22 protein-coding genes are annotated in these 24,281 nt (G+C 71.9%); 10 read left to right on the top strand and 12 right to left on the bottom strand.

Features of this window, described 5'->3' with window-relative positions:
- Positions 1-27: 27 nt before the first annotated feature.
- The 3 genes from ABD340_RS27585 to ABD340_RS27575 all read right to left on the bottom strand — a co-directional run bounded on the left by ABD340_RS27585 (position 28) and on the right by ABD340_RS27575 (position 4,467).
- The gene (locus ABD340_RS27585; RefSeq protein WP_344592771.1) at positions 28-2,133 is read right to left on the bottom strand and encodes a PQQ-dependent sugar dehydrogenase; all 2,106 of its coding nucleotides are present in this window, start codon (positions 2,131-2,133) and stop codon (positions 28-30) included.
- 88 nt (positions 2,134-2,221) lie between these two features.
- The gene (locus ABD340_RS27580; RefSeq protein WP_344592770.1) at positions 2,222-3,652 is read right to left on the bottom strand and encodes a purine-cytosine permease family protein; all 1,431 of its coding nucleotides are present in this window, start codon (positions 3,650-3,652) and stop codon (positions 2,222-2,224) included.
- Complete coding sequence (locus ABD340_RS27575; RefSeq protein ID WP_344592769.1) at positions 3,649-4,467, bottom strand: sugar phosphate isomerase/epimerase family protein; 819 nt, start codon at positions 4,465-4,467, stop codon at positions 3,649-3,651. The genes ABD340_RS27580 and ABD340_RS27575 overlap by 4 nt, the downstream gene beginning before the upstream one ends.
- 167 nt (positions 4,468-4,634) lie before the next feature.
- Here ABD340_RS27575 and ABD340_RS27570 point away from each other — a divergent pair, with 167 nt between their 5' ends.
- Positions 4,635-5,846, top strand: a complete 1,212-nt coding sequence (locus tag ABD340_RS27570) for an RNA-guided endonuclease InsQ/TnpB family protein (protein ID WP_344592767.1) — start codon at positions 4,635-4,637, stop codon at positions 5,844-5,846.
- Positions 5,847-5,888: 42 nt separating this feature from the next.
- Here ABD340_RS27570 and ABD340_RS27565 read toward each other — a convergent pair whose 3' ends face one another.
- The 5 genes from ABD340_RS27565 to ABD340_RS27545 are packed head-to-tail and all read right to left on the bottom strand — an operon-like array spanning position 5,889 to position 11,012.
- Complete coding sequence (locus ABD340_RS27565; RefSeq protein ID WP_344592765.1) at positions 5,889-7,055, bottom strand: dihydrodipicolinate synthase family protein; 1,167 nt, start codon at positions 7,053-7,055, stop codon at positions 5,889-5,891.
- Positions 7,052-8,200, bottom strand: a complete 1,149-nt coding sequence (locus ABD340_RS27560; RefSeq protein ID WP_344592763.1) for a Gfo/Idh/MocA family protein — start codon at positions 8,198-8,200, stop codon at positions 7,052-7,054. The genes ABD340_RS27565 and ABD340_RS27560 overlap by 4 nt, the downstream gene beginning before the upstream one ends.
- Before the next feature lie 60 nt (positions 8,201-8,260).
- Positions 8,261-9,079 carry an ABC transporter ATP-binding protein gene (locus ABD340_RS27555; protein WP_344592761.1) on the bottom strand — a complete coding sequence of 273 codons (819 nt, stop codon included), beginning with the start codon at positions 9,077-9,079 and terminating at the stop codon, positions 8,261-8,263.
- A 20-nt stretch (positions 9,080-9,099) separates the two neighbouring features.
- Complete coding sequence (locus ABD340_RS27550) at positions 9,100-10,125, bottom strand: ABC transporter substrate-binding protein (protein WP_344592759.1); 1,026 nt, start codon at positions 10,123-10,125, stop codon at positions 9,100-9,102.
- A gap of 17 nt (positions 10,126-10,142) precedes the next feature.
- Positions 10,143-11,012, bottom strand: coding sequence for an ABC transporter permease (locus tag ABD340_RS27545; protein WP_344592757.1), 870 nt, complete (start codon positions 11,010-11,012; stop codon positions 10,143-10,145).
- A gap of 151 nt (positions 11,013-11,163) precedes the next feature.
- Between ABD340_RS27545 and ABD340_RS27540 the strand changes: the two genes are divergently transcribed.
- Entirely contained in the window at positions 11,164-12,276 is a 1,113-nt protein-coding gene (locus ABD340_RS27540; protein WP_344592756.1) for a LacI family DNA-binding transcriptional regulator, read from the top strand.
- On the top strand, positions 12,273-13,463 hold the full coding sequence (locus tag ABD340_RS27535; protein WP_344592755.1) for a mandelate racemase/muconate lactonizing enzyme family protein: 1,191 nt from the start codon (positions 12,273-12,275) through the stop codon (positions 13,461-13,463). The genes ABD340_RS27540 and ABD340_RS27535 overlap by 4 nt, the downstream gene beginning before the upstream one ends.
- Before the next feature lie 32 nt (positions 13,464-13,495).
- Here ABD340_RS27535 and ABD340_RS27530 read toward each other — a convergent pair whose 3' ends face one another.
- Entirely contained in the window at positions 13,496-14,839 is a 1,344-nt protein-coding gene (locus tag ABD340_RS27530) for a hypothetical protein (protein ID WP_344592753.1), read from the bottom strand.
- A gap of 254 nt (positions 14,840-15,093) precedes the next feature.
- Here ABD340_RS27530 and ABD340_RS27525 point away from each other — a divergent pair, with 254 nt between their 5' ends.
- The gene (locus tag ABD340_RS27525; protein WP_344592751.1) at positions 15,094-15,900 is read left to right on the top strand and encodes a hypothetical protein; all 807 of its coding nucleotides are present in this window, start codon (positions 15,094-15,096) and stop codon (positions 15,898-15,900) included.
- A 4-nt stretch (positions 15,901-15,904) separates the two neighbouring features.
- A complete protein-coding gene (locus tag ABD340_RS27520; RefSeq protein WP_344592749.1) occupies positions 15,905-16,300 on the top strand; it encodes a hypothetical protein in 396 nt (131 codons plus the stop codon).
- Between the two features lie 54 nt (positions 16,301-16,354).
- Here ABD340_RS27520 and ABD340_RS27515 read toward each other — a convergent pair whose 3' ends face one another.
- Positions 16,355-16,501 (bottom strand): hypothetical protein, encoded by a 147-nt coding sequence (locus ABD340_RS27515; protein WP_344592748.1) that lies wholly within the window; start codon positions 16,499-16,501, stop codon positions 16,355-16,357.
- A 213-nt stretch (positions 16,502-16,714) separates the two neighbouring features.
- Between ABD340_RS27515 and ABD340_RS27510 the strand changes: the two genes are divergently transcribed.
- On the top strand, positions 16,715-17,839 hold the full coding sequence (locus tag ABD340_RS27510) for a hypothetical protein (RefSeq protein ID WP_344592747.1): 1,125 nt from the start codon (positions 16,715-16,717) through the stop codon (positions 17,837-17,839).
- Positions 17,840-17,841: 2 nt separating this feature from the next.
- Here ABD340_RS27510 and ABD340_RS27505 read toward each other — a convergent pair whose 3' ends face one another.
- Complete coding sequence (locus ABD340_RS27505) at positions 17,842-19,065, bottom strand: PucR-like N-terminal domain-containing protein (protein WP_344592746.1); 1,224 nt, start codon at positions 19,063-19,065, stop codon at positions 17,842-17,844.
- Positions 19,066-19,199: 134 nt separating this feature from the next.
- On the opposite strand from ABD340_RS27505, the gene ABD340_RS27500 reads away from it, so the two are divergent.
- From ABD340_RS27500 to ABD340_RS27485, 4 genes are all read left to right on the top strand, one after another.
- Positions 19,200-19,550: a phage holin family protein gene (locus tag ABD340_RS27500; RefSeq protein ID WP_344592745.1), complete on the top strand. Its 351-nt coding sequence runs from the start codon at positions 19,200-19,202 to the stop codon at positions 19,548-19,550.
- 74 nt (positions 19,551-19,624) lie between these two features.
- Positions 19,625-20,221, top strand: a complete 597-nt coding sequence (locus ABD340_RS27495; RefSeq protein WP_344592744.1) for a (2Fe-2S)-binding protein — start codon at positions 19,625-19,627, stop codon at positions 20,219-20,221.
- Positions 20,218-21,219, top strand: coding sequence for an FAD binding domain-containing protein (locus tag ABD340_RS27490; protein WP_344592743.1), 1,002 nt, complete (start codon positions 20,218-20,220; stop codon positions 21,217-21,219). The genes ABD340_RS27495 and ABD340_RS27490 overlap by 4 nt, the downstream gene beginning before the upstream one ends.
- Positions 21,216-23,279, top strand: a complete 2,064-nt coding sequence (locus tag ABD340_RS27485; protein ID WP_344592742.1) for a xanthine dehydrogenase family protein molybdopterin-binding subunit — start codon at positions 21,216-21,218, stop codon at positions 23,277-23,279. The genes ABD340_RS27490 and ABD340_RS27485 overlap by 4 nt, the downstream gene beginning before the upstream one ends.
- A gap of 75 nt (positions 23,280-23,354) precedes the next feature.
- Here the strand turns inward: ABD340_RS27485 and ABD340_RS27480 are convergent, their stop codons facing one another.
- Positions 23,355-24,281 carry a 2-hydroxyacid dehydrogenase gene (locus ABD340_RS27480; protein ID WP_344593253.1) on the bottom strand — a complete coding sequence of 309 codons (927 nt, stop codon included), beginning with the start codon at positions 24,279-24,281 and terminating at the stop codon, positions 23,355-23,357.

The following is a 24,281-nucleotide window of genomic DNA, read 5'->3' as shown; positions in this document are numbered from 1 at the left end:
GCCACGGCCCGGGGCGGGGGGCGGGTTTTACGGGGCGCGGGTGCCGGTGACGTTCAGGCCGCGCAGGCGGCCGATGTTGTCGAACGAGCCGAAGCCCACCCGGCCGGAGCCGAACGTGGTGTCCACGGCCGTCATGATCGGCTTGCGTCCGCCGTCCACGTAGACCCCGATCTCACCGGTGTCGGCGCAGTGCTTCACCTGGACGTCGTGCCAGTTCGCGTCCGTGATGGCGGGCGGCGCGCCCTTCGGGACCTGCCGGTCGCCGTTCCACTGCCCGTCGATGCGCAGCCGGTCGGCGTTGTTCACCGCGAAGATCCCGTTGTGCGGGTAGATCGTGTTGTCGCTGGAGAGGTGGGCGTAGTAGAACTCGGTGTCCGACTTGTAGCCGAAGACGATGATCACGTCCCGGTTGCTGACGTCCACCGGTGTGTCCAGCCTGACCTGGGCCTTGATCGTGGTGGAGCCGAACACCGGGCCCTTCTTCAGCACCGCGTACTCGAACGGGCGACGCGGGCCCGGCCGCTGCTCGCCCGCCTCGGCCAGGATGACCTCGCGGTTGCGGAACTGCCACTTGGACGGCGTGACCGGCGCCCAGTCGCCCGGATTGGTCGCGTTGCCGACCTGCACCTGCTGGGTCTTGCAGTCGGCGAAGTTCCGGGTGCCGACGATCCTCCAGATCTTGCCGTTGGCCTTGGAGAGCAGGAACGGCTCGCCCTTGGCGTCCATGCCGAAGCGCAGGTCGACGCGGTTGTCGCCGGCCAGCTGCCGCATCGTGACCGGCTTGCCGGTGGTGTCGTAGGCGGACATCTGGTAGATCTGCGCGCGCTTCTGCCCGGTGGGGTCGCGCCGCATGTCCCGCTCTTCGGTGTACATCAGCCGGCCGTCGACGATGTCGGTGAACAGGTACTTGCCGCGCAGCGCGGGCAGCTTGCCGCCCCGGTAGACGTAGCCGCCGGAGATGGCGTGGCCGCTGTCGGAGGTGCAGGAGTGCCCGACCGGCGGGTCGTGGTCATAGGCCGCGAGCGGGTACTCGTAGCCGTTCTTGGCGTCGTCGGCGGGCAGCGGGTAGAGGAAGCAGCGGTCTTCCTTCTTGAAGGTGAACGCGCCCTCGCGCTCGCTCCAGCCCAGGTTGCTGCCGGACGAGATCTGGTGGATCGACTCGATCGCGTGCTCGCCGATGTGCGCGAGGAACATCCGCTTCGAGCCCTGGGTGTCCCAGCTGAAGCGGTGCGGGTCGCGCATGCCGTGGGCGTAGATCTCGCCGACCTTGCCCGCCTGGCCCGCGTACGGGTTGTCGGCCGGGATGCCGTACTTGCCGTTGGCGCTGTTGTTCCCGGCGGGGTCGATGCGCAGGATCTTGCCCTGCGGGACGCCGAGGTTCTGCGGGTCGCCGCCGTTGTCGCCGACGTTCCCGTTGCCGCCGTCGCCGACCGCCGCGTAGAGCTTGCCGTAGTCGGCGTCGCCGGGACGTGCGTTGGGGTTGAAGTCGATCTGCTGGATGCCGTGGATGCGGCCGGAGAACCCGACGCGCAGCAGCTCCCGGCGGGTGCCCTGGAAGGTGTCGGAGGACGGGTCGGAGGCCGTCCACTCGTTGATGACGCCGTGGTAGGCGGTCTTGGGCTGCGGCGTCAGGTCGGGCGTCTTGGTCTTCAGCGCCTCGCCCGCCTCGACGTGCACCGTGTAGAACTTGCCGTTCTTCTTGAACTCGGGGTGGAAGGTGGTGAACCCGAAGCCCTGCCCGAGGCCCATGGCGGAGAAGAAGTCCGGTTTGAACGTCTCGCCGACGTTCAGGTAGACCTTCTGCTCCTTGGTCTTCCCGTCGAGGAAGTACAGCTTGCCATTGAGGTCGGGGACGAACAGCCGCTTCGAGCCGTCGGGGATCTCACCGACGTAGTTGATGCGGTTGTGCCGCTTCAGCCGCGGGTCGACGACCATCTCGGGCGGTGTCGGCTCCGACTTGGGGAGCTGGGCGACCTCTTCGAGGACGACGCCCATGCCCGCGGGCGCCGGGTCGTCGGGGATCGGGTCCTTGATCGGGCCGTCGTCGCGCGCGGTGGCGGGCGGTACCGCCAGCAGCGTCGCGGCGAGGGCCAGGATCGTCGGTACGGACCATCTCAATCTGAATCTGGTCATTCCGGCCGTCCAAAGGGGGGTGGTTCCAGTGGCTGGAAAGCGCTTTCTGGAAGCGCTTTCATGAAAGTACGAGAAGCATTCCGGCCCGTCAAGAACGAATTCGGCGAGCCCGCGCGAGGGTGCTGTGCGTGACGGTGGCCAGCGCGGACACGGCGAGCCCGGCCGGCGCCGCGGCGGCGAATCCGGCCAGCGTCAGACCGAGCGCGAGGGCCGCCCCCGGTGCCCACAACCACGTCGACACGTACCGGCGGGTACCGTCCGCCATGCTCGCCGGGCGCTTCCGCTCCGGCGGCGCGGGCGTGCCGTCCGTGTCCGAGGGCGTCGCCTCCGCGGGCGGCGCGTGGGCCCTCGCGCGGGTCCGGCGAGGATGACCGACGGCGTCCACTCCGGCCGCCGCTCGGGCCTTGAGTTCCCGCAGTTCGGGCGCGCCCGGCGACGCCGCCTGGACGCTCAGTGGGTCGGCTGATCGGCCGGTGGTCCGCCGGTGGCGGTGGCGGCGCAGCGCCTCCGCGGTCATCGGCGGGATGAGCGCCGGGAGCACGGCGGCCAGGAGCGTGAGCCAGGTCAGCAGCAGCCGGTCCACCCGCACCGCCGCGAGCACGGCCCCCGGCACGGCCAGCACCAGGACGGCAGCGACGTTCGGCAGCCGCGGGGCGAACCGGTGCACCGCGAAGACGCCCGAGTGCACCGCCGCCAGCGTCGGCGCGATCACCGAGGCGGCCACGAAGAGGTTGGCGACCGGCAGCCCGTCCGGCCCGGCCAGCGCCGCCACCACGTCGGTCGAACCCGTCGAGGCGGCCAGCCCGGCGCCGACCACGGTCGCGGCCAGCGCCGGGCCGACCAGCAGGCCCACGCACCACCACAGATCACCGCGCCCCCGCAGGCCGGCGGTGAAATCGGGTGCGCGCACCGCGAACACCGACACGTAGCCGATGTACCCGGCCAGGTCGGCGGCCAGGACGAGCGGCGAGCCGTCCGCCGACAGCGTCACCGGCGGCGACGGCGGCGCGAGCCGTACCGCCACGACCGCGATCAGCGCGATGGCGACGAGCGTGGTCAGGAGGGCGACGGTGTTCCAGCGGCCGCCTCCGGCCAGCAGCACCGCCACGATCGGCACGCTCAGCACCAGCACGCCGGCGACGTCGGGCAGGCCGGTCAGGGCGGCGACCGCGCCGCCGCCCAGCCCGACGTTGAACCCGAACCAGCCGACCATCGCCACGGCCAGCAGCCCGGTGACGGCGCGTTCGGTCAGCGGCGGCAGGTAGCGCGGCGACAGCTCGGAGAGCGTGGCGTTCTCCCCGGCGGGCGGGCGCAGCCCCCGCCTGCCCTGGGCGGCCAGCAGGGCGCACATGACCGTCCCGCCCGCCACCAGGACGACCAGCGGCAGCGCGCCGTCGTGCCGTCCGCCGACCTGGGCGCCCAGCACCAGCGTGCCGGGCGCGGTGCCGATGCCCAGCCACGCTCCGGCCGCGCTCCGCCAGGTGCGGGCGGGGCCCTCCGCTGCCGCCGTGCCGGTCAAACCACGTGCTCCGCGAAGCGGTCCAAGGTGAGGGCGAGGGCGTCCGCTCCGGGCATCGCCCACAGCTCCTCGTTGAAGATCTCGACCTCGATGGGGCCCGGGTACCCGGTCGCCTCGACGGCCTCGCGGAAGCGGCGCAGCTCGACACAGCCGTCCCCGAGCATGCCGCGCCCGGTCAGCACGCCCTCGGGCAGCGGCGTGACCCAGTCGGCCACCTGGAAGACGGCCAGCCGGCCCTCCGCCCCGGCGCGGGCGATGTCGGCGTACGCGGCCGTGTCCCACCACAGGTGGTAGGTGTCGACGACGACGCCGACCTGCTCCGGCGGAAGCGGGGCGGCGATGTCGAGCGCCTGGCCGAGGGTGGAGACCACGCACCGGTCGGAGGCGTACATCGGATGCAGAGGTTCGATCGCCAACTGCACGCCGTGGCTTCCCGCGAAGGGCGCCAGCTCCGCCAGGGACTCCGCCACCCGGGCACGGGCACCGTCGATGTCGCGCGAGCCCTCAGGCAGGCCCCCGCTCACCAGGACGAGCACAGGGGCGCCCAGCTCGGCGGCCTCCTCGATGGCCCGACGGTTCTCGGCGATGGCGCCTTCCTCTTGGAAGAACCCGCCCCGGCATAGGGACGTGACCGCCAACCCTTCGTCGCCCATCAGTTTCGCCGTACGAGCCAAGCCGTACTCTGCGACGGGCTCACGCCACAACCCCACGCCACGGACACCGCGCGCCACACAACCCGCGACAAGGTCGGGGATGGGCCAGTACCGGGTCGTCCACTGGTTGAGGCTGAAACGCGGGTCCGGAGCCGCTGTCATCAAAGAACCTCCGAGGAAACCCCGGTCTTGAGGCCGGGGAGGAATCGGACCCCTGCGAAGCAGGGCAGGGGCGGGAGATTCGCCCCCCGGGGCGAATGTCGGTTGACCAGGCGCTATCCAGCACGTTTTCGTCCCTGTGTTCGAGCGTGCACGCTACGCTCACCCCTGTGCCGCGGTACCGCCTGGACCCCACCCCAGAGCAGGAGCAAGTGCTGCTCTCGCATTGCGCGCACGCCCGGTACGTGTGGAACCTGGCCGTCGAGCAGCACGGCTTCTGGTCCCGGCACCGACGTGGCGGGGCACCCGGCTACAAAGAGCAGTCCCGGCAGCTCACCCGGGCCCGGGCCGAGTTCGCGTGGTTGCGGGCCGGGTCGCAGACCGTGCAGCAGCAGGCGTTGCGTGATTTCGCGCAGGCGATGAGCAATTTCTTCGCCGGGACGCACCGCCGTCCGACCTGGCGCAAGCAGGGGGTGCATGAGGGGTTCCGGCAGGTCGGCGTCAAACCGCACCAGGTCGAGCGGTTGTCGCGCAAGTGGGGTGCGGTGCTGGTGCCCAAGTGCGGATGGGTGCGGTTCCGCTTGTCGCGGCCGGTGCCGGAGGGTGTGAAGTCCTACCGGGTGACCTGTGATCGGGCCGGGCGCTGGCATGTGGCGTTCGCGCACCTCCCGCCCCCGGTCCCTGGCCCCGGCGATGGGACCGTGGTCGGGGTGGACCGGGGCGTTGCCGTCAGCGCCGCCCTGTCGACCGGGGATCTGCTGTACGTGCCCGGCCTCACCCCTGGAGAGACACGACGCCTGGAGTTGCTGGCCCGCAGGCTGGGGCGTTCCCGGCGCGGTTCTGGCCGCCGCGCGCGGCTCAGGGCCGCGCTCGCCCGGCTCAAGGCCCGCGAGCGCGACCGCCGCAAGAACTGGGTGGAGCAGACCTCCACGAGGCTGGCCCGCGAGTTCGACGTGATCGGTGTCGAGGACCTGCGCATCGGGGGCATGACCCGTTCGGCGAAGGGCACCATCGAGAGGCCGGGACGCAACGTCGCCGCCAAGGCGGGGTTGAACCGGGGCATCCTGGCCGCTGGTTGGGGGGTGCTGGTCGAGCGGCTGGAGCACAAGGCCCCCGGCCGCGTCCACAGGATCGCCCCCGCGTACACCTCGCAGCGCTGCTCGGCGTGCGGGACCACCGATCGGGAGGCGCGTGAGAGCCAAGCGCGTTTCCGGTGCCGGTCCTGCGGCTTCGCCGGCAACGCCGATGTGAACGCGGCACGCAACATCGCCCACGAGACCAGACTCGTGGGCACGGCGGCCGGACCGGCCGTCGCTGCGCGGGGACGCTCCGGAGTGCCGGGGCGGACGAACCGCGAACCTCAACCTGTTCTCCTTTCCTGAGGCCACGGGTTGGAATCCCCCTTGTTCACGAGGGGGAGGAGGTCAATGCGGCACCCCCTGTACGGTCAGCCAGGCGCGCATGCGGCTGGCGGCAAGGTCGGGGTCGGGCAGCAGCCCGGCGGCGTCGGCTAGCTGGAACAGACGGACCAGATGCGGGACGGACCGCGCGCTCTCCAACCCGCCGACCATCCGGAAGTGCCGTTGGTGCCCCGACAGCCAGGCCAGGAACACCACACCGGTCTTGTAGTAGTAGGTCGGCGTCTCGAAGATGTGGCGTGCGAGCGGCACCGTGGGGGAGAAGACCTCGTCGTACGTGGCGAGGTCGCCTTCGTCCAAAGCGTGCAAAGCCGTCGCCGCCGCGGGTGCGATCGGATCGAAGATGCCTAGGAGCGCGTCGCTGTACCCCTGGTCGTCGCCGCGGATGAGGTCGGGGTAGTTGAAATCGTCCCCCGTGTAGAGGCGCACGGAACCGGGCAGGCGGCGGCGGATGGCAATCTCGCGGTCGGCGTCGAGCAGCGACACCTTGATGCCGTCCACCTTCGCCTCATGCTCGGTGATGATGGCCAGCACGGCGTCCGCCGCGGCATCGAGATCGGACGTTCCCCAGTACCCCTCCAGCGCAGGGTCGAACATGGGGCCGAGCCAATGCAGGATGGCCGGACGGTCGAGCTGGCCTAGCAGCCGCCCGTACACCTTGGCGTAGTCCTCCGGCCCCTTGGCCGAGGCCGCGAGCTGGCGGCTGGCCATAAGGATCGGTGCCGCACCGGCCTCCGCCACCACCGCGAGCTGTTCCTCGTACGCGGCGATGACCCGGTCCAGGGACGCCGGCCCAGGCTCAAGCTGGTCGGTGCCCGCGCCACAGGCGATCAGGCCGCCCTGCGCCCGCGCCTCGGCTCCGCTGCGCCGGATCAGCTCCCGCGTCGTCTCCCACTCCAGGCCCATCCCGCGCTGCGCGGTGTCCATGGCCTCCGCCACCCCGAGCCCGTACGACCACAGGTGGCGCCGGAACGCCAGGGTCGTGTCCCAGTCCAGGACGGACGAGGTGGAACGTTCCGCGAACGGGTCCGGCACCACATGCGCCGCCGCGAACGCCACCCGCGTCCGCGCCGCGCCCGAAGGACGCGTGAACGCGCGCGGCTCGCCCATCGTGTACGGGACGAGCGAGCCGTCCGCGGCCGGCAGGTCCAGCATCGCCACGGCCGCCGTCATCGGGTCAGCTCCGGCACATCCAGGCGGCGCCCTTCACGCCACGCCCGCAACCCCAGCTCGGCCAGTTGCACGCCCCGCGCCCCCGCGTAGAAGTCCCACGGGAACTCCCCGTCGTCGGCGACGTGCCGCAGGAACATCTCCCACTGCGCCTTGAAGCCGTTGTCGAACTCCTCGTTGTCGGGCACCTCCTGCCACTGCCCGCGGAAGTCGTGCGTGGCGGGCAGGTCGGGGTTCCACACCGGCTTCGGCGTCATCGAACGGTGCTGCACGCGGCAGCGCCGCAGGCCCGCGACGGCGCTGCCGTCCGTCCCGTCCACCTGGAACTCCACCAGCTCGTCGCGGAACACCCGGGTCGTCCACGAGGAGTTGATCTGCGCGACGATCCCGCCGTCCAGCTCGAAGATCCCGTACGCGGCGTCGTCGGCGGTGGCCTCGTACGGCTTGCCGTCCTCGCCCACCCGCTCGGGGATGTGCGTGGCGCCCAGCGCCTGCACCGACCGCACCGGCGCGATCGCGTCCAGCACGTACCGCCAGTGGGCGAACATGTCGAGGATGATCCCGCCGCCGTCCTCGGCCCGGTAGTTCCAGCTCGGCCGCTGCGCCTCCTGCCAGTCGCCCTCGAACACCCAGTAGCCGAACTCGCCCCGCACCGACAGCACCCGCCCGAAGAAGCCGCCGTCCATCAGCCGCTTCAGCTTGCGCAGCCCCGGCAGGAACAGCTTGTCCTGGACGACGCCGTGCCGGATGCCCTCCGCCTCGGCCAGCCGGGCCAGCGCCAGCGCCTCCTGCAGGTCCTCGGCGAGCGGCTTCTCGGTGTAGACGTGCTTGCCCGCCGCGATCGCCGCGCGGATCGCCGGCACCCGGGCCGAGGTGATCTGGGCGTCGAAGTAGATCTCGACGTCGGTCCGCTCCAGCGCCTCGCCCAGCCGGGTCGTCCAGGACTCCAGGCCGTGCCGGTCGGCAAGCGCGCGCAGCTTGTCCTCGTTGCGGCCGACCAGCACCGGCTCCGGCCACAGCACGGTGCCGTCGGCCAGTGGCAGCCCGCCCTGCTCCCGGATCGCCAGGATCGAGCGGAGGAGATGCTGGCGGTATCCCATGCGCCCGGTGACGCCGTTCATAGCGATCCCGATGGACCTGCGTGCCATCCCGTTCCTTCCTTCGTACATGTGCGGGGGGCTGATGGGGGCTGCTGAGGAGGGCGCGGCCTAGTCGGCCGCGCCGCCCGCCCCGAGAAGCTCCCGGATGCGCGCGGCGACGCTCGCGAACTCGGGCTTGGCCAGCGTGGGGGTGTACTCCCGCTCGGCCGGCAGGTCGACGTCGATGATCTCCCTGATGGTGCCCGGCCGGTCGCTCATCACCACCACCCGGTTGGCCAGGTAGACCGCCTCCGCGACCGAGTGCGTGACCAGCAGCACGGTGGTGCCGGTCTCCCGCCAGATCCGGTTCATCTCGACGTTGAGCTGCTCGCGGGTGAGGGCGTCCAGCGCGCCGAACGGCTCGTCCATCAGCAGCACCGGCGGCTCGTGCAGCAGCGCGCGGCACAGCGCCACCCGCTGCTGCATGCCGCCCGACAGCTCGTGCGGCAGCGCGTCCTCGAAGCCGGTCAGCCCGGTCATCTCGATCAGCTCGGCGGTGCGCGCCTTGGCGCGGTCGCCGGGCATCTTGCGCATCTCCGCCTGGAGCAGGATGTTGCGGCGGGCGCTGCGCCACTCCAGGAGGGCGGCGCGCTGGAAGACGTAGCCGATGTCGTGCCGCGGCCCGTCCACCGTCTCGCCGCGCAGCTTCACCGTGCCGGTGGTGGGCTTGAGCAGCCCCGCGACCATCTTCAGCAGCGTCGACTTGCCGCAGCCGGACGGTCCGACGATGGCCACGAACTCGCCCATGGCCACGTCGAGGGACACCTCTTGCAGCGCCGTGACGTCGCGCTTGCGGGTGCGGAACCGCACGGCCACGTCGTCGATCCGGACGGCGGCCTGCTCGCCGGCCGCGGCGGCGGACTTGGAATCGCTCTCCGGCTTACTCATGATCCTCATCGCTGGTCCCGTCAGCCCTGGGGTGCGGAGTCCGCCTGCCAGTACGTGGCGGGCGGCTGGGCCTTGCCGATGAGGCCGGTCTGCTGGAAGAGGTCGATCGTGGTCTTCCAGTCGGCCTCGGTGTTGACGCCCGGCGCCTTGCCCTTGGTGGCGTCGGTGTTCAGCAGCGTCAGCGTGGTCTTGAACTGCTCTGTGATCACCGGGACCGGCGGCAGCTGGTCGGACGCGCCGGCCATCGAGGCGACCGCGCCGGCCTGGTCCTTCTGCGCCGCGGTCCACGACTCGGTGGTGGCGGTGACCATCTTCTTGACCAGGTCGGCGTCGCTCTTGAGCTTGCGCTCGGAGACCATCAGCCCGTTGGAGTAGAAGTTCAGGCCGAACTCGGAGAAGCGCAGCGCCGACACCGGCTTCTTGGCCTTGTCCTGCATGATCGGGCCCTGGTCGCTGGCGTACCCGAGCAGCCCGTCGGCCTTGCCGGAGATGACCGCGGCCATCTTGCCGGCCGGGTCGGTGTTCTGGATCTGGACGTCGGTCTCGGCCATCCCGTTCTTCTTCAGGAACGCCGGGAAGGTGCGCGACAGCGCGTCGCCCGCGGTGCCGGCGATCTTCTTGCCCTTCAGGTCGGCGGGCTTCTTGATGCCGGTGGCGTCGAACGCCTGGACCGAGGCCGGGGTGGTCTGCAGGAAGACGCCGATGCTCTTGATCGGCATGCCCTTGTCGACGGCGGCCAGCAGCGCCGGGGTGTCGGCCCAGCCGAAGTCGGTCTGGCCCGCGCCGGTGGCCTGGACGGTCTTCTGCGAGCCCTGTCCGGCCTTGATCTCCAGGTCGATGCCGTGCTTCTCGTAGATCTTCTGCTTGACGCCGTAGTAGAACGGCGCGTGCTCGCCGTAGGGGTACCAGTTCAGCGTGAGCGAGACCTTGGTGAGCTTCTTGCCGTCCGCGCTGGTGGTCTCGTCCGAGCCGCCGCCGCACGCGGTGGCGAGCGCGAGGGCCGGCAGCAGGGCGGCGGTGAGGGCGGTGAAGGTGCGGAGTTTCATGGGGTGGTCTCTCTCCGTCAGTAGGTGGTGGTGACGGCGTCGCCGCGACGGCTGGCGTGCCATGGGAGGAGGAGGTGCTCGGCCAGTTCGACCAGGACGAACAGCACGACGCCGATCAGCGACATGACCAGCAGTCCGGCGAACAGCATCGGGGTGTCGATATTGCCGTTGGCCTGCAGGATGACGTACCCGAGGCCCTCGTTGGCGCCGACGAACTCGCCGACGACGGCGCCGGTGACGGCGAGCGTCACCGCCACCTTGAGCCCGGAGAACAGGTACGGCAGCGAGGCCGGGAAGCGGATCTTGGCGAAGGTCTGCATCGGCCCGGCGCCCATCGTGGCCGACAGCTGGAGCATCTCCGGGTCGACCGCCTTCAGCCCGGTGACCATGGAGATGACCACCGGGAAGAACGCGATCAGCACGGCCACCACGATCTTGGGCGCGATGCCGAAGCCCAGCCACACCACGAACAGCGGCGCGATGGCGATCTTCGGGATGACCTGGGCGAACAGCAGGACCGGGTAGAGCGTCTTCTCGACCGTCGTGGAGTACACCATGATCACCGCGGCGGCGATGCCGACGACCACGGCGATCGCGAAGCCCAGCAGGGTCTCGTACGTGGTGACCCAGCTGTGGTGCCAGATGTAGGACCACTTGTCGACCATCAGCGACAGCGTGGTCCCGGGGGACGGCACGAGGTAGGGCTCGACCAGTTCGGCCGCGGTGATCGCCCACCAGGCGGCCAGCAGGGCCAGCAGCAGGGCGACCGGCCGCCAGGAACGTTCGAGGGCGTCGCGGGCGCGCTCGCCCGCGGTGGGGCCGCCGCGTTCGGCGACCCCCGCGGCCGGCTTGGCCGGTGCCGCGGTGGTGGTGCCCTGACTCACCATGGGACCTCCGTGGTCGTGGGCGTGGTCTCACACTCAGAAAGCGCATTCTGAAAGCGCTTTCTGATGTACCGTAAGAACAGCGCACGGCGCGGTCAAGAGGGGGGAGCCCCCCAAATGACCGGGAACAGCGGCTCGATCGAGAGGGCGGCGCATGACAGCGGACGACTCACTACCGTCCGACCCGGTACCGGACCGGGCGTCAGGACGCGCGTCACGCGGCCCGGACCGGGCGCACGTGACCCTGCAGGACGTGGCGAAGGAGGCCGGCGTCTCGCTGGCCACCGCCTCCCGCGTCCTGAACGGCACCGCGCAGGTCCGCGCCGACCTGCGCGCACGCGTACTGGCCACGGCCGGCGAGCTGGCCTACACGCCCAACGCGCACGCCCAGGCCCTGGCCAGCTCCAGCAGCAAGGCCATCGGCGTCATCTGCCACGACGTCAGCGACCCCTACTTCGCCGCGATCGCCCGCGGCGTCATGCGCACCGCCGCCGACCACGAACTGCTGGTCATGCTGGCCAGCACGTTCCGCGACCCGGCCCGCGAGATCGAGTACATCGCGATGCTGCGCGCCCAGCGGGCCCGCGCCATCCTGCTGATCGGCTCCGGCTTCGAGGACCGCGACTGGGAGCGCTCGATGGGCGCCGAGCTGGAGCCCTACCAGCGGGCCGGCGGCCGGGTCGCGGTGGTGAGCCGGCACCGCAGCCTCCGGGTCGACACCGTGCTGCCGCAGAACCGCGAGGGCGCGGCGGCACTGGCCCGCGCGCTGCTCGACCTCGGCCACCGCGACTTCGGCGTCCTGACCGGGCCGCGTGAGCTCACCACCGTCAGCGACCGGTTCGCCGGCTTCGCCGACACGCTCGCCGACGCCGGGGTGCCGCTGCGCGCGGACCGGGTGGCCGAGTCGGGCTTCACCCGCGACGGCGGCTACGCGGCCGCCACCGAGCTGATCCAGCGCGGCGACCTGCCCAGCTGCGTGTTCGCCGTCACCGACGTGATGGCGATAGGCGCGCTGGCGGCCTTCCGCGACAGCGGGGTGGACGTGCCCGGCGAGCTGTCGCTGGCCGGCTTCGACGACATCCCGATCGTCCGCGACCTGACCCCGCCGCTCACCACCGTGTCGCTGCCGCTCGACCTGATGGGCGAGCGCGTCATGCAGCTGGCCGTGCGCGAGCCCGCCCCCAAACGCAGCCGCGTGGAACGCATCGAGGGCAAGGTCGTCCTACGCTCCAGCACCGCCGCCCCCCACCCCTCCCACGCCAAATGAGCGGCGTGATTCTGGGCGGGCTTGAGATCGAGCGTGTTGAGACGTTCGCTGTGGCGTTGCCGACGCTGCGGTCGTTCGGTGTCGCGGGCGGGGCGGTCGCCGTGGCGGGGCGGCCCAGCCTGCGCGTGCTGGTCAAGGTGAGTGCCGGCGGAGTGAGCGGCTGGGGCGAGGCGACCCCGATCCCCGCCTGGACGTACGAGACCGCCGAGTCGATCGTCACCACCATCGACCGTTACCTGGCGCCCGCCGTGCTGGGCCGTCCCGCCTGGGACCTCGACGGTGTCGCCGCAGCTTTCGAGCGGGCGGTCAACCGGGGCTTCAGCATCGGCGCGCCGCTTGCCAAGGGCGCGGTCGACATCGCGCTGCACGACCTGCTCGGCCGGGCCGCGGGGGTGCCGGTGGGCGTGCTGTGGGGCGCGCGACGCACGGAGCGGATCGAGCTGGGCTGGATCGTTTCCGGGCAGTCACCGGCGGAGGTCGGCGACAGCGTGGCCGAGGGGCGCGAGCTCGGGTACGGCGCGTTCAAGGTCAAGATCGGCCTGCACGACGAGGCCACCGACGCGGCGGTCGTCGAGGCCGTGCGCGAGCACGCGGGCGCGGCCGCGCCGCTGTGGGTCGACGCCAACCAGGGCTACACCGCGCACGCCGCGCTGCGCATGGCCAGGCGCCTGGACGGGCTCGGCGTCACCGCGTTCGAGCAGCCGCTTCCGGCCAACGACGTCGCGGGGCTGCGCCGGCTGCGCGAGGTCTGCCCCATTCCGGTCGCCCTGGACGAGAGCCTGCGCCACCCGTCCGACCTGGCGACCTTCGTCCGGCTGGAGGCGATCGACATCGCGATCGCCAAGGTGCAGCGCAACGCCGGGCTCACGCTCTCGCGCCGGTTGTGCGCGCTGGCGGAGGACTGCGGGGTCCAGCTGATGGGCTCCGGGCTGACCGACTCCGACCTCGGGCTGGCCGCGTCCCTGCACCTGTTCGCCGCGCACGGGATCGGCACGCCGGTGGATCTGAACGGCCGCCAGTTCGTGGAATCGCCGTACGCCGGTCCGACCGTGCGGGTCGAGGGCGGTACGGCGCACGTCCCGGACGGTCCGGGGCTGGGTGTGGAGGTCGACGAGACCGTCGTCCGCCGCCTCGCCGTGAACGTCCTCGACGCGGGGTCCCCTAAAGCGCGGCGGGAGGGGGTCTAGAGGGGCTGGAGACTGTGTCCCGACCGGCTCAGTCACCGGCCGGAGGTCAGCACTCGCAGGTCCCGCACAGCCGGACGTTCCCGCCGTTCGACCGGGACGGCTCGCAAGACGGCCTTCCCGGTTTCGATGATCATGTGGCTCCGCTGGGCCGGTGGCAGCGCGGCGATGATGTCGACGGCCTGCCGGGTGCCGGTGTCGGCCCCGCCGTTGGCCACGGCGCAAACGGCCTCGTGAAGCCGGACATTGGCGGCGTACTGGTAGTCGGGAGTCCGGGCCAGGACTTGTTCCCGGGCGGTGCCCGCCTTGGCCTCGTCCCCCGCATGCGCGTACACCCAGCTCTGGGCGAAGTAGGTCTGATCGATGTTCCAGAGGGTGGGGAGGATGCTGGTACGGGCGCCATCCCCATCGTGGCCGAGGTAGGTGTTCAGCGCCTGCCTGGCGTCATCATGCCTGCCGAGCAGGGACAGTGCCTTGGCCCGGGTGCCTGCGAGGTCGGCCACCCAGAAAGACAGCGAATCGCCCGCGATCCGTTCCGCAGCTTCGATGAGACGGAGCACGGTCGCCAGGTCGCGTTGTCCGTACACTCCGAACCCTGCCTCCTCCGCGCGGACCAGTAGGCGCAGGTCGAGGTCACCGGAGACGTCGGCGGCGGTGCGCGCGGTACGCCACCAGTGGATCGCGGCTCCGTGGTCGCCCAGTCGGGTAAGCGCGTTGGCGTGGATGGTGGACAGCGCGGCTATCACGCGTTGCAGCTCGGTCGCTTCGTCGGCGTCAGCATCCTGTAGTTGACGCTGGACTGCGATCAGATCGACCACCAGGCCGTCACGGACCTGCGCCGGCGGCCGGGTACGGATCGCGTGCAGGTGGTCGGACAGGGTCAGATGCCAGTCATCGAGGTCACGGGGTTCGCTGTTCAGCGCCAAGTCCAGCAGCTGGCGGACCGGTTCACCGGTCGAGCCGAGTGCGCCGGCGCCCATCCCCAGTGCGGCCAGTTGCAGCAGCGTGCGGCGCTCCAAGTCGTCGCCCCTTGCTTGTGGAGGTGCCGTTGTTCCCACGCTAACGCTCGGAATGACGGATGCGTCCTGCGCGCCGAACAACTCTTGCCAGGTCATGGCGAAAGCCGTGACGTAGGCATCGGCCCAATCGCGCGGAAAATGGTCGCCCTTCTCCCAGTCGAGTATCTGTCGAGCGCGGTTTCGCACGTCTCCGTGCTCGTAGCCCCGGGCCTCCATGAGGCGGCGGGCCATCTCCCACTTGCTCCAGCCGTGGGCTTCCCGTTCGGCCTGGATCCGGGCCGCCCACAGGGGGCGTGGATTCTCAGTCATCAGCGTGGGCCTTCGCTGGACGGCAGGGGAGGTGGAGAGCAGAGTCTCCACCTGTCTCTCCACCCATTCTCCACTCGTCTGTGGCGCGTGACCTGGATTCACTTACATGCGACGGACGTGCGTCGGCACGGTGGGCCGAGCGGGCGCACGTCCCGGCCAAAAGACAGGACGGCCCCAGGACCGGCACGCCCGCCGGATCCCAGGGCCTTGATCCGACAGGAGGCGTCGGACCCGTGGAGGGCGTCGGCAACAGCTGCTGCCCGCCCAACTGCGGAAACTCCGCCCGGCCCTGGTAGAGGAGACACATGACGCGCACCGACCGGACCCGGCTTCCCAGTATCGTCCGGGAAGCGATCGAGGCCCACACCGGCCCGATCAAGAGCATTGAACCGGCGCCGACGGGCAACCATGCCGACATCGCTTCCACGTTCCACACGGCGCGCGGGCCGATGTTCGTCAAGGCCGCCAGGAAGCTGCCCGACGCCGATGGCCCCGAGGTCCGGTCACTGCGCAACGAGGCCGCCGTCAACCCGCACGTGACCGGGTTCGCCCCCCGGCTTCTGTGGCAGGCCGAGGCCGGGGGGTGGCTGGCACTCGGGTTCGAGCAGGTCGACGGCCGCCACGCGGACTTCACGCCCGGGTCTGATGATCTGGAGATCCTCGCCAAGACCGTCCAGGCGTTGCAGGCCGCCCCGTGCCCGGACGTGGTGCGTATGCGAGTCGAGCGGCGGTGGGCGTCGGTCACCGAGGACGTGACCCCGATGGCCGGGGACGCGCTGCTGCACACCGACCTGAACGCCGACAACCTGCTCATCACCCCCGACGGGCAGGCCCGCGTGGTGGATTGGGCATTCGCCGCCCGCGGCGCCGCCTGGGTCGAGTTCGGTCTGCTGATCCCGTGGCTGCTCAAGGGCGGCCACACTCCCGCCCAGGCTGCGGACTGGGTTGCGCAGTTCCCTTCCTGGGCGGGCGCCGACCCTGCGCACATCGATCTGTTCTCCGAGGCGTTCGCGGCACGGTGGCGCCGGCACGCCGCCCGTGAGAACCCTGAGGACTGGGTGACCCTGCACGCCGATCTGACACGGCAATGGGCCGAGTACCGCGCTGGGTGATGCTGTGACCGCATGGACGCAGACGCACCCGACGCAGACGGTGACGACACCGGGCGGGCAGCGGGTCGACATCGACGTTGAGATGGTGACACAGTTGTGGCGGCTCGGGTACGACACTGTGCTGGCCTGCCAGGACGCCGGGGAAGCGATCCTCGGCGGCGGCACCCGTGTTCCGCCGGCCGAGCGGGAGCAGCGCGCCGTCGCGTCGATGGGCCGGGCTTGGCTGAAGATCCGCATGAAGGACGGATCTCGGCTATTGGAGGCGTTGCGTCCGCTGAGCAGCGCCGAGGGCTGGATCCTGCACGCCGGGGAAGCGCGCGGCCGGCCTTGGGTGTCGCTCACCTTCCCCAGACGGGACATCAGCGAAGCGGCCCAACTGGTGGAGCGCGTACAGACATGACTTAAGGGCTGGGGCCGCGGTGGTGCGCGCTGGGCGCCCGCCGCGGCCCCCAGGTCAATGCGCCGTGCCCTGATCGTCGGTCGCGGACGGGGAGGGGTCGGCGGGGACCGCCGGTTCCGGCCGCTGGTCCGGGTGCTCCTGGCTCCGGCTGGGCCAGGAGGCGAGCTGGGTACGACGGGGATTGGCCAGTGAGGTGCTCACGGTGGTAGCCGTCCTCCTTAGAACGATGGGTGCGCGTTGAAACGCGGTCCGGAGGAGTAGATCTTCCCGGATGACCCGCCCCTTTTCGCAAAATGGTCTAGACCGGACGCTCTGGCCGGGTGCGGACGCGGTTCCCTGTCCCCTTGATCTAGCCAGCGTTTGCTGGTGAGGTTTTCGTCTACGGGGCCTTCCGCATCGACCGAGGAGTCGTCCGTGGCCGAACGTCCGAACACCTCCAGTCATCCGTCCCGAAGGCGCGCGATCGGCATGGCGCTGGGCACCGGAGCCGCGCTGGCCGGCGCCGGCGTCCTCGCCCCGCCTGCCGCGGCCGCGGCACCGTCCGGTACGTGGCGGAACGTGCCTGTCCCGGACGGCACGGCACCGCAGATGTGGGCCGTCTCCGCCCCCACCCGCCGCACGGCCTTCGCCATCGGCCAGCACTCCTGGTCCCAGCTGGACGTCACGAGCGTCCTGCACTGGAACGGCCGGGCCTGGAGGCCCGAGCCCGTGCCGCCCATGAAGTGGAACTGGTACATGGACCTCGCCGCGGCGAGCCCGCGCGCCGCCTGGATCGTGGGGTTGGGCCTGAACGACCAGGCCCCCGCCTCGCTCTACTGGAACGGCGTGCGGTGGCGGGTCGCGCCCCTCCCCGTCGACGACTTCGGCCCGCTCTTTCCCAGCGTCACCGCCGAACCCGGCGGCACGGCCTGGACGATCGTCAACGGCGCCCGCGGTGTGTCCGGCTCGACCGCCCTGCTCCGCTTCGAACGGGGCGCCTGGGTTCGCAAGAGCGCACCGCTGGCCGACGGCGATTTCCTCCATGCGGTCGCGGCACGTTCGAGGCGGGACGTCTGGCTCGCCGTCGTCGCCGCGAACAGCCAGACCTTCACCCTCAACTGGAACGGCGTGAAATGGCGCCGCCACGACCTCGACGGGATGTACAACCCCGACAGGGTGAGCCTCCTGCCGGTCTCGCGGACGAGCGTCTGGGCGTATCTGGAGGAGCAGCTGTGGCATTGGGACGGCGCCGCCTGGTCCAAGGTCACGAACGTGCCCCGGCACGGGTGGCTCGTCATGCCGTACTCCGGGTCGCTGGTCTCCGACGGGCACGGCGGCCTATGGCTCGGCCATCTCGCCGAGGCCACTTCGGGTTACGCGGGTTACCTGCACTGGGACGGCAGCACCTGGACGACGTTCCTGGGCCCCGCGCGCGAGTACAACGGGCGGTCTGAGTGGGCGCAGGTCACCGACATCGCCCCCATTCCGGGGACCCGTTCCATGTGGGCGGTCGGGTACGTAGGGACCGGCTTGAGTCCGTTCATCGAACGCTTCGGCTGACGTCAGTCCTGCTCGGTGGCGTGGTCGATGGCCAGCCAGGCGTGGAGCAGCATGTGGAACTCCAGGCGTTGCGCCGGGTCGTAGATGTCGTCGCCGAAGAAGGTCTCCAGCTGCCGGACCCGGTAGCGGATGGTCTGCGCGTGCACCTGGAGCCGGCCCGACACCTGGGTGGCGTTGAACCCGCATTCGAGCGACACCAGCAGGGTCTGGGCGAGCCGGTGGCGCTGCGCCGGTCGGAGCTTCATCAGGGGCGCCAGCCGCCGTGCCGCGGCGCGTTCGAGCAGATCCCGGTCCTGCGTCATCAGCAGGATCGGGATGTGCCGCTCGGACGTCACCAGGCCGTCGTGGACGATCACTCCGGTCGCCGCCAGGTCGAGGGCCTGCCGGGCCCAGCGCAGCGACCTGCCCAGTTCGGTCAGCGCGACGGTCGGGCCGAGCGCGCCGACCCGGTCGCGCAGGATGGAGCGCAGCAGCTGCTGCCGTCCGGGCCCGGACGGATCGGGGACGATCAGGCACGGCCGGTCAAGGTGCAGCCCTGGCAGGATCTCGTCGGGCAGTGAGGGCGGGGGCGCGTCCGGATGCGGTTCCCCGAGCGCCAGCGCGGCGACCGTGCGGGGCAGGTGCCATTCCGCGCGGCGGGCGGGTTCGCGCAGGTCGGCCGGGCGGGGCGCGGGTTCGGCGAGCAGCAGGTCCAGCAGCGCGCGGCGCCGGTTGTGCCGCTCGCCCACCGCCCGCGCCGCGATCTCGGCGTGCCCTTCGGCGACGACGGCGGCCAGCTGGTCGAGGTAGGACAGCACGGCCTGCGCCACCTGGGCGATCATGCCGGCGGTGACGGGATGGCTGGTGCGTTCCGAGGCCTCGGTGAGCCGCCGTACCGCCACGCCCGCGCCGGTGCGCAGCGCGGTCTGCAGCGGGTCGAGGCCGCGGCCCTCGCGGGCCTCGCCCACCCCGATCTCCCGGAAGAACGCCATGATCTCGGCGGACGGGGGGCCGGGGTCGGCGATGAGGTCGATGAAGTGCCCGATCGACCATTCGACGGCCTGCGCCAGCACCTCCGAGTAGCGGGCGTCGTGCGGGCGGGCGTATTCCGGGACCCCGCGCTCGATCTCCGCCACCGCCTCCTTGACGATCTCCGGCACGTGTTCGCGCAGCGACCTGGCCAGGTCGGGCGTCGCGCCGTCGGGGAAGCGCGACCGGAGGTCGAGCAGTTGGTCGGAAACCTCCATATGCCCCCGCCTTCTCGGAAATATCTATCGAACCACTTGTAACCCATCCCACAGGCGATTGTCGTGGAAGCCGCCGAAGTGTCCCGGGCGGTCGCCGAGGTGTTCATCCCTCTCTTCCGGGTAAAGGCCGGTGCATGGCCGAGTCAGCCGAGGAGAACCTGGCCCTCGCGCGTTCCGTGGTGGACGCCGCGCAGCGTGAGGTGCGGGGCAAGGCGCGGCAGCGCGTGCCCGCGATGCGGTTCGGTGCCGTGGCGGGCACGCTGGGCGTGTTCGCGATGGCCGCCACGTACCGGCTCAACGTGCTGCTGCTGGAGCGCAAGCTGCCGCCGGAGGCCGCGGCGTTCGTCGCCGCCGCGGCGTACACGGGCGGCGCCGGTTGCGCCGCGGTGGTCGCCGCGCGGCGGTGGCGCGGGCTGCCCGCCCCGCTGCCCACCGAGACGGCCCGGCAGGTCGTCGATATCATCGGCGACTCCGCGCGGGACTGATGGGGGCTGACGCGACCCGCGTCCCGTCCGACAAGCCGAGACTTACCCGGAATATCCCGGGTAGGGACGCGTCCATGGAGAGCCCTGAACTCTCGGCGGCCGCGCGCCCGGCCCACGCCGAGATCACCTTGACTGTGAACGGCGGCGCGCACCGGATCCGCGTCGACACCCGCTCTTCCCTGCTGGACGTGCTGCGCGAGCGGCTCGGGCTGACCGGCTCCAAGAAGGGGTGCGACCACGGCCAGTGCGGCGCCTGCACGATCCTGCTGGACGGGCGCCGCGTGAACGGGTGCCTGGCCCTGGCCGTCGCCCATGACGGCGCCGACATCGTGACCGTGGAGGGCCTGGCGGAGGACGGCGAGCGGCTCGCGCCGTTGCAGGAGGCGTTCGCCGATTGCGACGCGTTCCAGTGCGGCTACTGCACGCCCGGCCAGCTGTGCTCGGCGACCGGGATGCTGGACGAGATCGCCGCCGGCGCCCCGAGCGCCGTCACCCCGGATCCGGCCGGGACGCCGGAGCCGACCGAGGCTGAGATCCGCGAGCGGATGAGCGGCAACCTGTGCCGGTGCGGCGCGTACGTCAACATCGTCGCCGCGATCGGCCGGGTCGCCGCCGAGCGGGTGTCCGAGGCCGCCGCCGGAGACCGTGCGGAAGCGGGGGCGCGGGCATGAGGCCGTTCACCTACGAGCGCGCGACCGGCGCCCAGGACGCCCTGGCCCGCCACGGCGGCGACGCCCTCTACCTCGGCGGCGGCACCAACCTGGTCGATCTGATGCGGCTGGGCGTGGTCGAGGCCGAACGCCTCGTGGACGTCACGCGCCTCCCGTACGGCGCGATCAGGGAGGAGCCCGGCGGCGGGCTGGCCATCGGCGCGGCGGTCCGCAACAGCGACCTGGCGGCGCATCGCGCCGTCCGTGAGCGGTTCCCGGTGCTCGCGCAGGCGGTGCTGGCCGGCGCGTCCGGGCAGATCCGGAACATGGCCACGGTCGGCGGGAACCTGCTGCAGCGCACCCGGTGCCCGTACTTCCAGGACATCGCCAAGCCGTGCAACAAGCGGAGCCCTGGCACCGGCTGCCCGGCCCGCGAGGGCGAGCACCGCAACCTCGCGATCCTCGGGCACTCGCCGGAGTGCGTGGCCACGCACCCGTCCGACATGGCGGTCGCGCTGGCGGCGCTCGGCGCGCGGGTGCGCGTCACGGGCCGGTCGGGCGAGCGCGAGATCCCGCTGGTGGGGCCGGGACAGGAGGCGCTCTACCGGCTGCCCGGCGCGCACCCGGAGCGCGACACGACTCTGGAGCCGGGTGACCTGATCACCGAGGTGGTGGTGCCGCCGCCCGGCATGCCGTCCCGGTACCGCAAGGTCAGGGAGCGGGCGTCGTTCGCGTTCGCGCTGGTGTCGGTCGCCGCCGCCGTGGACGTGGCGGCCGACGGCACCGTCCGGGACTGCCGGATCGCGCTGGGCGGCGTCGCCCACCAGCCGTGGCGGGCGTGGCGCGCGGAGGAGCGGCTGCGCGGCGCCGAGGCGACCGAGGAGAACGTCATCCGCGCCGCCGAGGCCGAGCTGGAGAACGCCGAGCCGCTGCGCGACAACGCCTACAAGGTGCGGCTCGCGCACAATCTGATCGTTCGGACCCTGGCCGAGCTGGCGGGCACGAGGAGGGACGCATGACGGCGCTGGAACGCATCGAGGCCCACGACAAGCTCACCGGCGCGGCCCGCTACGCGTTCGAGTACCCGGTCGAGGGCGTGGCGTACGCCTACGCCGTCCAGGCGGCCGCGGGCAAGGGGACGATCAGGTCGGTGGCCGCGAGCGAGGCGATGGCGCTGCCCGGGGTGGTGGCCGTGCTGTCGTGCGAGAACGCGCCCGCGCTGAAGCCGGTCGACGACGGCGAGCTGGCCCTCTTCCAGTCCCGCAGGGTCTCCTATCGCGGGCAGCTCGTCGCGGCCGTCGTGGCGGAGACGCTGGAGACGGCCCAGGAGGCGGCGCGCCTGCTCCGCGTCGAGTACGACGCCGAGCCGCACGACGTGCGGCTCGACGTGGACCATCCGACCCTCTACAAGCCGGACAAGGTGAACCCCGTGTTCCCGACCGACACCGAGAAGGGCGACCCCGAGGGCGCCTTCTCGGCGTGCGCCGTCCAGCTCGACGCGACGTACACGACCCCGGCGCAGCACAACAACCCCATGGAGCCGCACGCGTCGCTGGCGCTTTGGGACGACGGGCGCCTGGTGGTCTACGACTCCAACCAGGGCTCCTCGGCGGTGCGGGACACCCTCGCCGAGCTCTTCGACGTGGAGCCGTCCAGGGTGCGCGTGGTGGCCCCGCACGTCGGCGGCGGTTTCGGGTCGAAGGGGACGCCGCGGCCGAACGTCGTCCTCGCCGCGATGGCGGCGCGGGTGACGGGCCGTCCGGTCAAGTACGCGGTGCCGCGCCAGCAGATGTTCGCCACGACCGGGTACCGGACGCCGACGATCCAGCGGGTGCGGCTGGGCGCCGACGCGGAGGGCCGGCTCGACGCCGTACTGCACGAGGTGGTCGAGCAGACCTCGACCGTGCGGGAGTTCGCCGAGCAGACGGCCACGCCGACCCGCGTCATGTACCGGGCACCCAACCTGCTCACCTCGCACCGGCTGAACCGGCTGGACGTGCCCTCGCCGTCGTGGATGCGCGCCCCCGGGGAGACGCCGGGCATGTTCGCGCTGGAGTGCGCGATGGACGAGCTGGCGTTCGCGATCGGTGTCGACCCGGTCGAGCTGCGGATCCGCAATGAGCCCGCCACCGCGCCGGAGAGCGGCCTGCCGTTCAGCTCCCGCAACCTGGTGGCCTGCCTGCGCGAGGGCGCCGCCCGCTTCGGCTGGGAAGGCCGCGTCCCGGCGCCGCACGCCTCCGCCCCCGCCGGACGGCACGGGCTCGGCGGCCGCGAGATGCGGGGCATGGGCGTGGCCGCGGCCACCTATCCGGGCTACCGCTCGGCCAACCGGGCGGCGGCGCGCCGCGAGCCGGACGGCCGGTTCACCGTGCGGATCGCCGCCGCCGACATCGGCACCGGCGCCCGCACCACGCTGACGATCATCGCCGCGGAGGCGCTGGGGGTGGACCCGTCCCGGGTCACCGTGGAGATCGGCGACAGCGACCTGCCCAAGGCGTCGGTCGCGGGCGGCTCCTCGGGCACCGCGGGGTGGGGCACCGCCGTCTTCCGCGCCTGCCAGGCCGTGCTGGCGGCGCCCGAGGGCGTCGAGGTCACCGTTGACACGGCCGAGGAGGTCCGGGCGCAGGACGACTACGCCCGGCACGCGTTCGGCGCCCAGTTCGCCGAGGTCGCGGTGGACGCCGACACCGGCGAGATCCGGGTGCGGCGGATGCTGGGCGTCTTCGCCGCGGGCCGGATCATCAACCCCCGGACGGCCCGGTCCCAGTTCATCGGGGGCATGACGATGGGCCTGGGCATGGCGCTGATGGAGGAGAGCGTCATGGACGAGCGGTTCGGCGACTTCCTGAACCGCGACCTGGCCCAGTACCACGTGGCCGCCTGCGCGGACGTCCTCGACATCGACGCGGTCTGGATCGCGGAGGACGATCCGCACCTCAACCCGATGGGCTCCAAGGGCATCGGCGAGATCGGCATCGTCGGCGCGGCGGCGGCCATCGCCAACGCCGTCCACCACGCCACCGGAGTCCGGGTGCGGGACCTCCCGATCACCCCGGCGAAACTCCTCCCCGCACTGTGAGGGATCTTGCGGTGCGCAAGATCGCGGCGGTGCACGACGGCGTGCGGACCGGACGGTTCCTCCGCGGCCCCGAGGTCAGGGGGCCGGGACCGGGGTGACCAGCCGCCCCTCCTCCAGGAAGCGGCGCAGGTTCCGGAAGGCCAGCTCGCCCATCGCCTCGCGGGTCTCGCGGGTGGCGCTCGCGATGTGCGGGAGGAGCAGCACCGAGTCCAGGTCGAGCAGGGCGGACGGCACGTTCGGCTCGTCGGCGAACACGTCCAGCGCCGCGCCCGCGAGCCGCCCGCCGGTCAGCGCCGCGACCAGGGCGGGCTCGTCGACGACGCTGCCGCGTGCGACGTTCACCAGGTAGCCGTCCGGGCCGAGCGCCTCCAGGACCGCCGCCGACACCAGGCCGCGGGTGCCCGCGCCGCCTGCCGTCGCGACGATCAGCGCGTCGCTCCACGCGGCGAGCTTCTCCGCCGACTCGGCGTACACGTACGACACGCCCTCGACCGGCCTGCGCGAATGGTAGGCGATCTCGGTGTCGAAGCCCGCCACGCGGTGCGCGATGGCCCGCCCGATCCGGCCGAGGCCCAGGATCCCGATCCGCTTGCCGCTGACCTTGGCCGCCAGCGGGAACTGGCCGCGGGTCCAGTCGCCGCGCCGCACGAACCGGTCGGCCGCCGAGAACCGCCGCATCACGTCGATCAGCCCGCCGACGGCGGTGTCGGCGACGCAGTCGGTCAGCACGTCGGGGGTGTTGCTGACGGCGATCCCGCGCTCGGCCGCCGCCACGACGTCGGTGGTGTCGTAGCCGACGCCGAAGTTCACGATCACGCGGAGCCGGGGCAGCCGGTCCATCAGCGCCCGGTCCACCCCGACCCGGGCGGTGGTGACGACGGCCTCGAACTCGGCGCCGTGCCGGTCGAGGAAGCCGTCCGGCCGGTCGTCGAGCAGCACGGCGTCATAGTGCTCGCGCAGATTCCGCTCAAGGGACGGCAGCAGCGGCCCGACCTGAAGCAC

The organism is Actinomadura vinacea (assembly GCF_039532545.1).
GTDB classification, from domain to species: domain Bacteria; phylum Actinomycetota; class Actinomycetes; order Streptosporangiales; family Streptosporangiaceae; genus Spirillospora; species Spirillospora vinacea.
The sequence above is the reverse complement of the archived record's forward strand: the minus strand, read 5'-3'. Positions and strand labels throughout refer to the sequence as shown.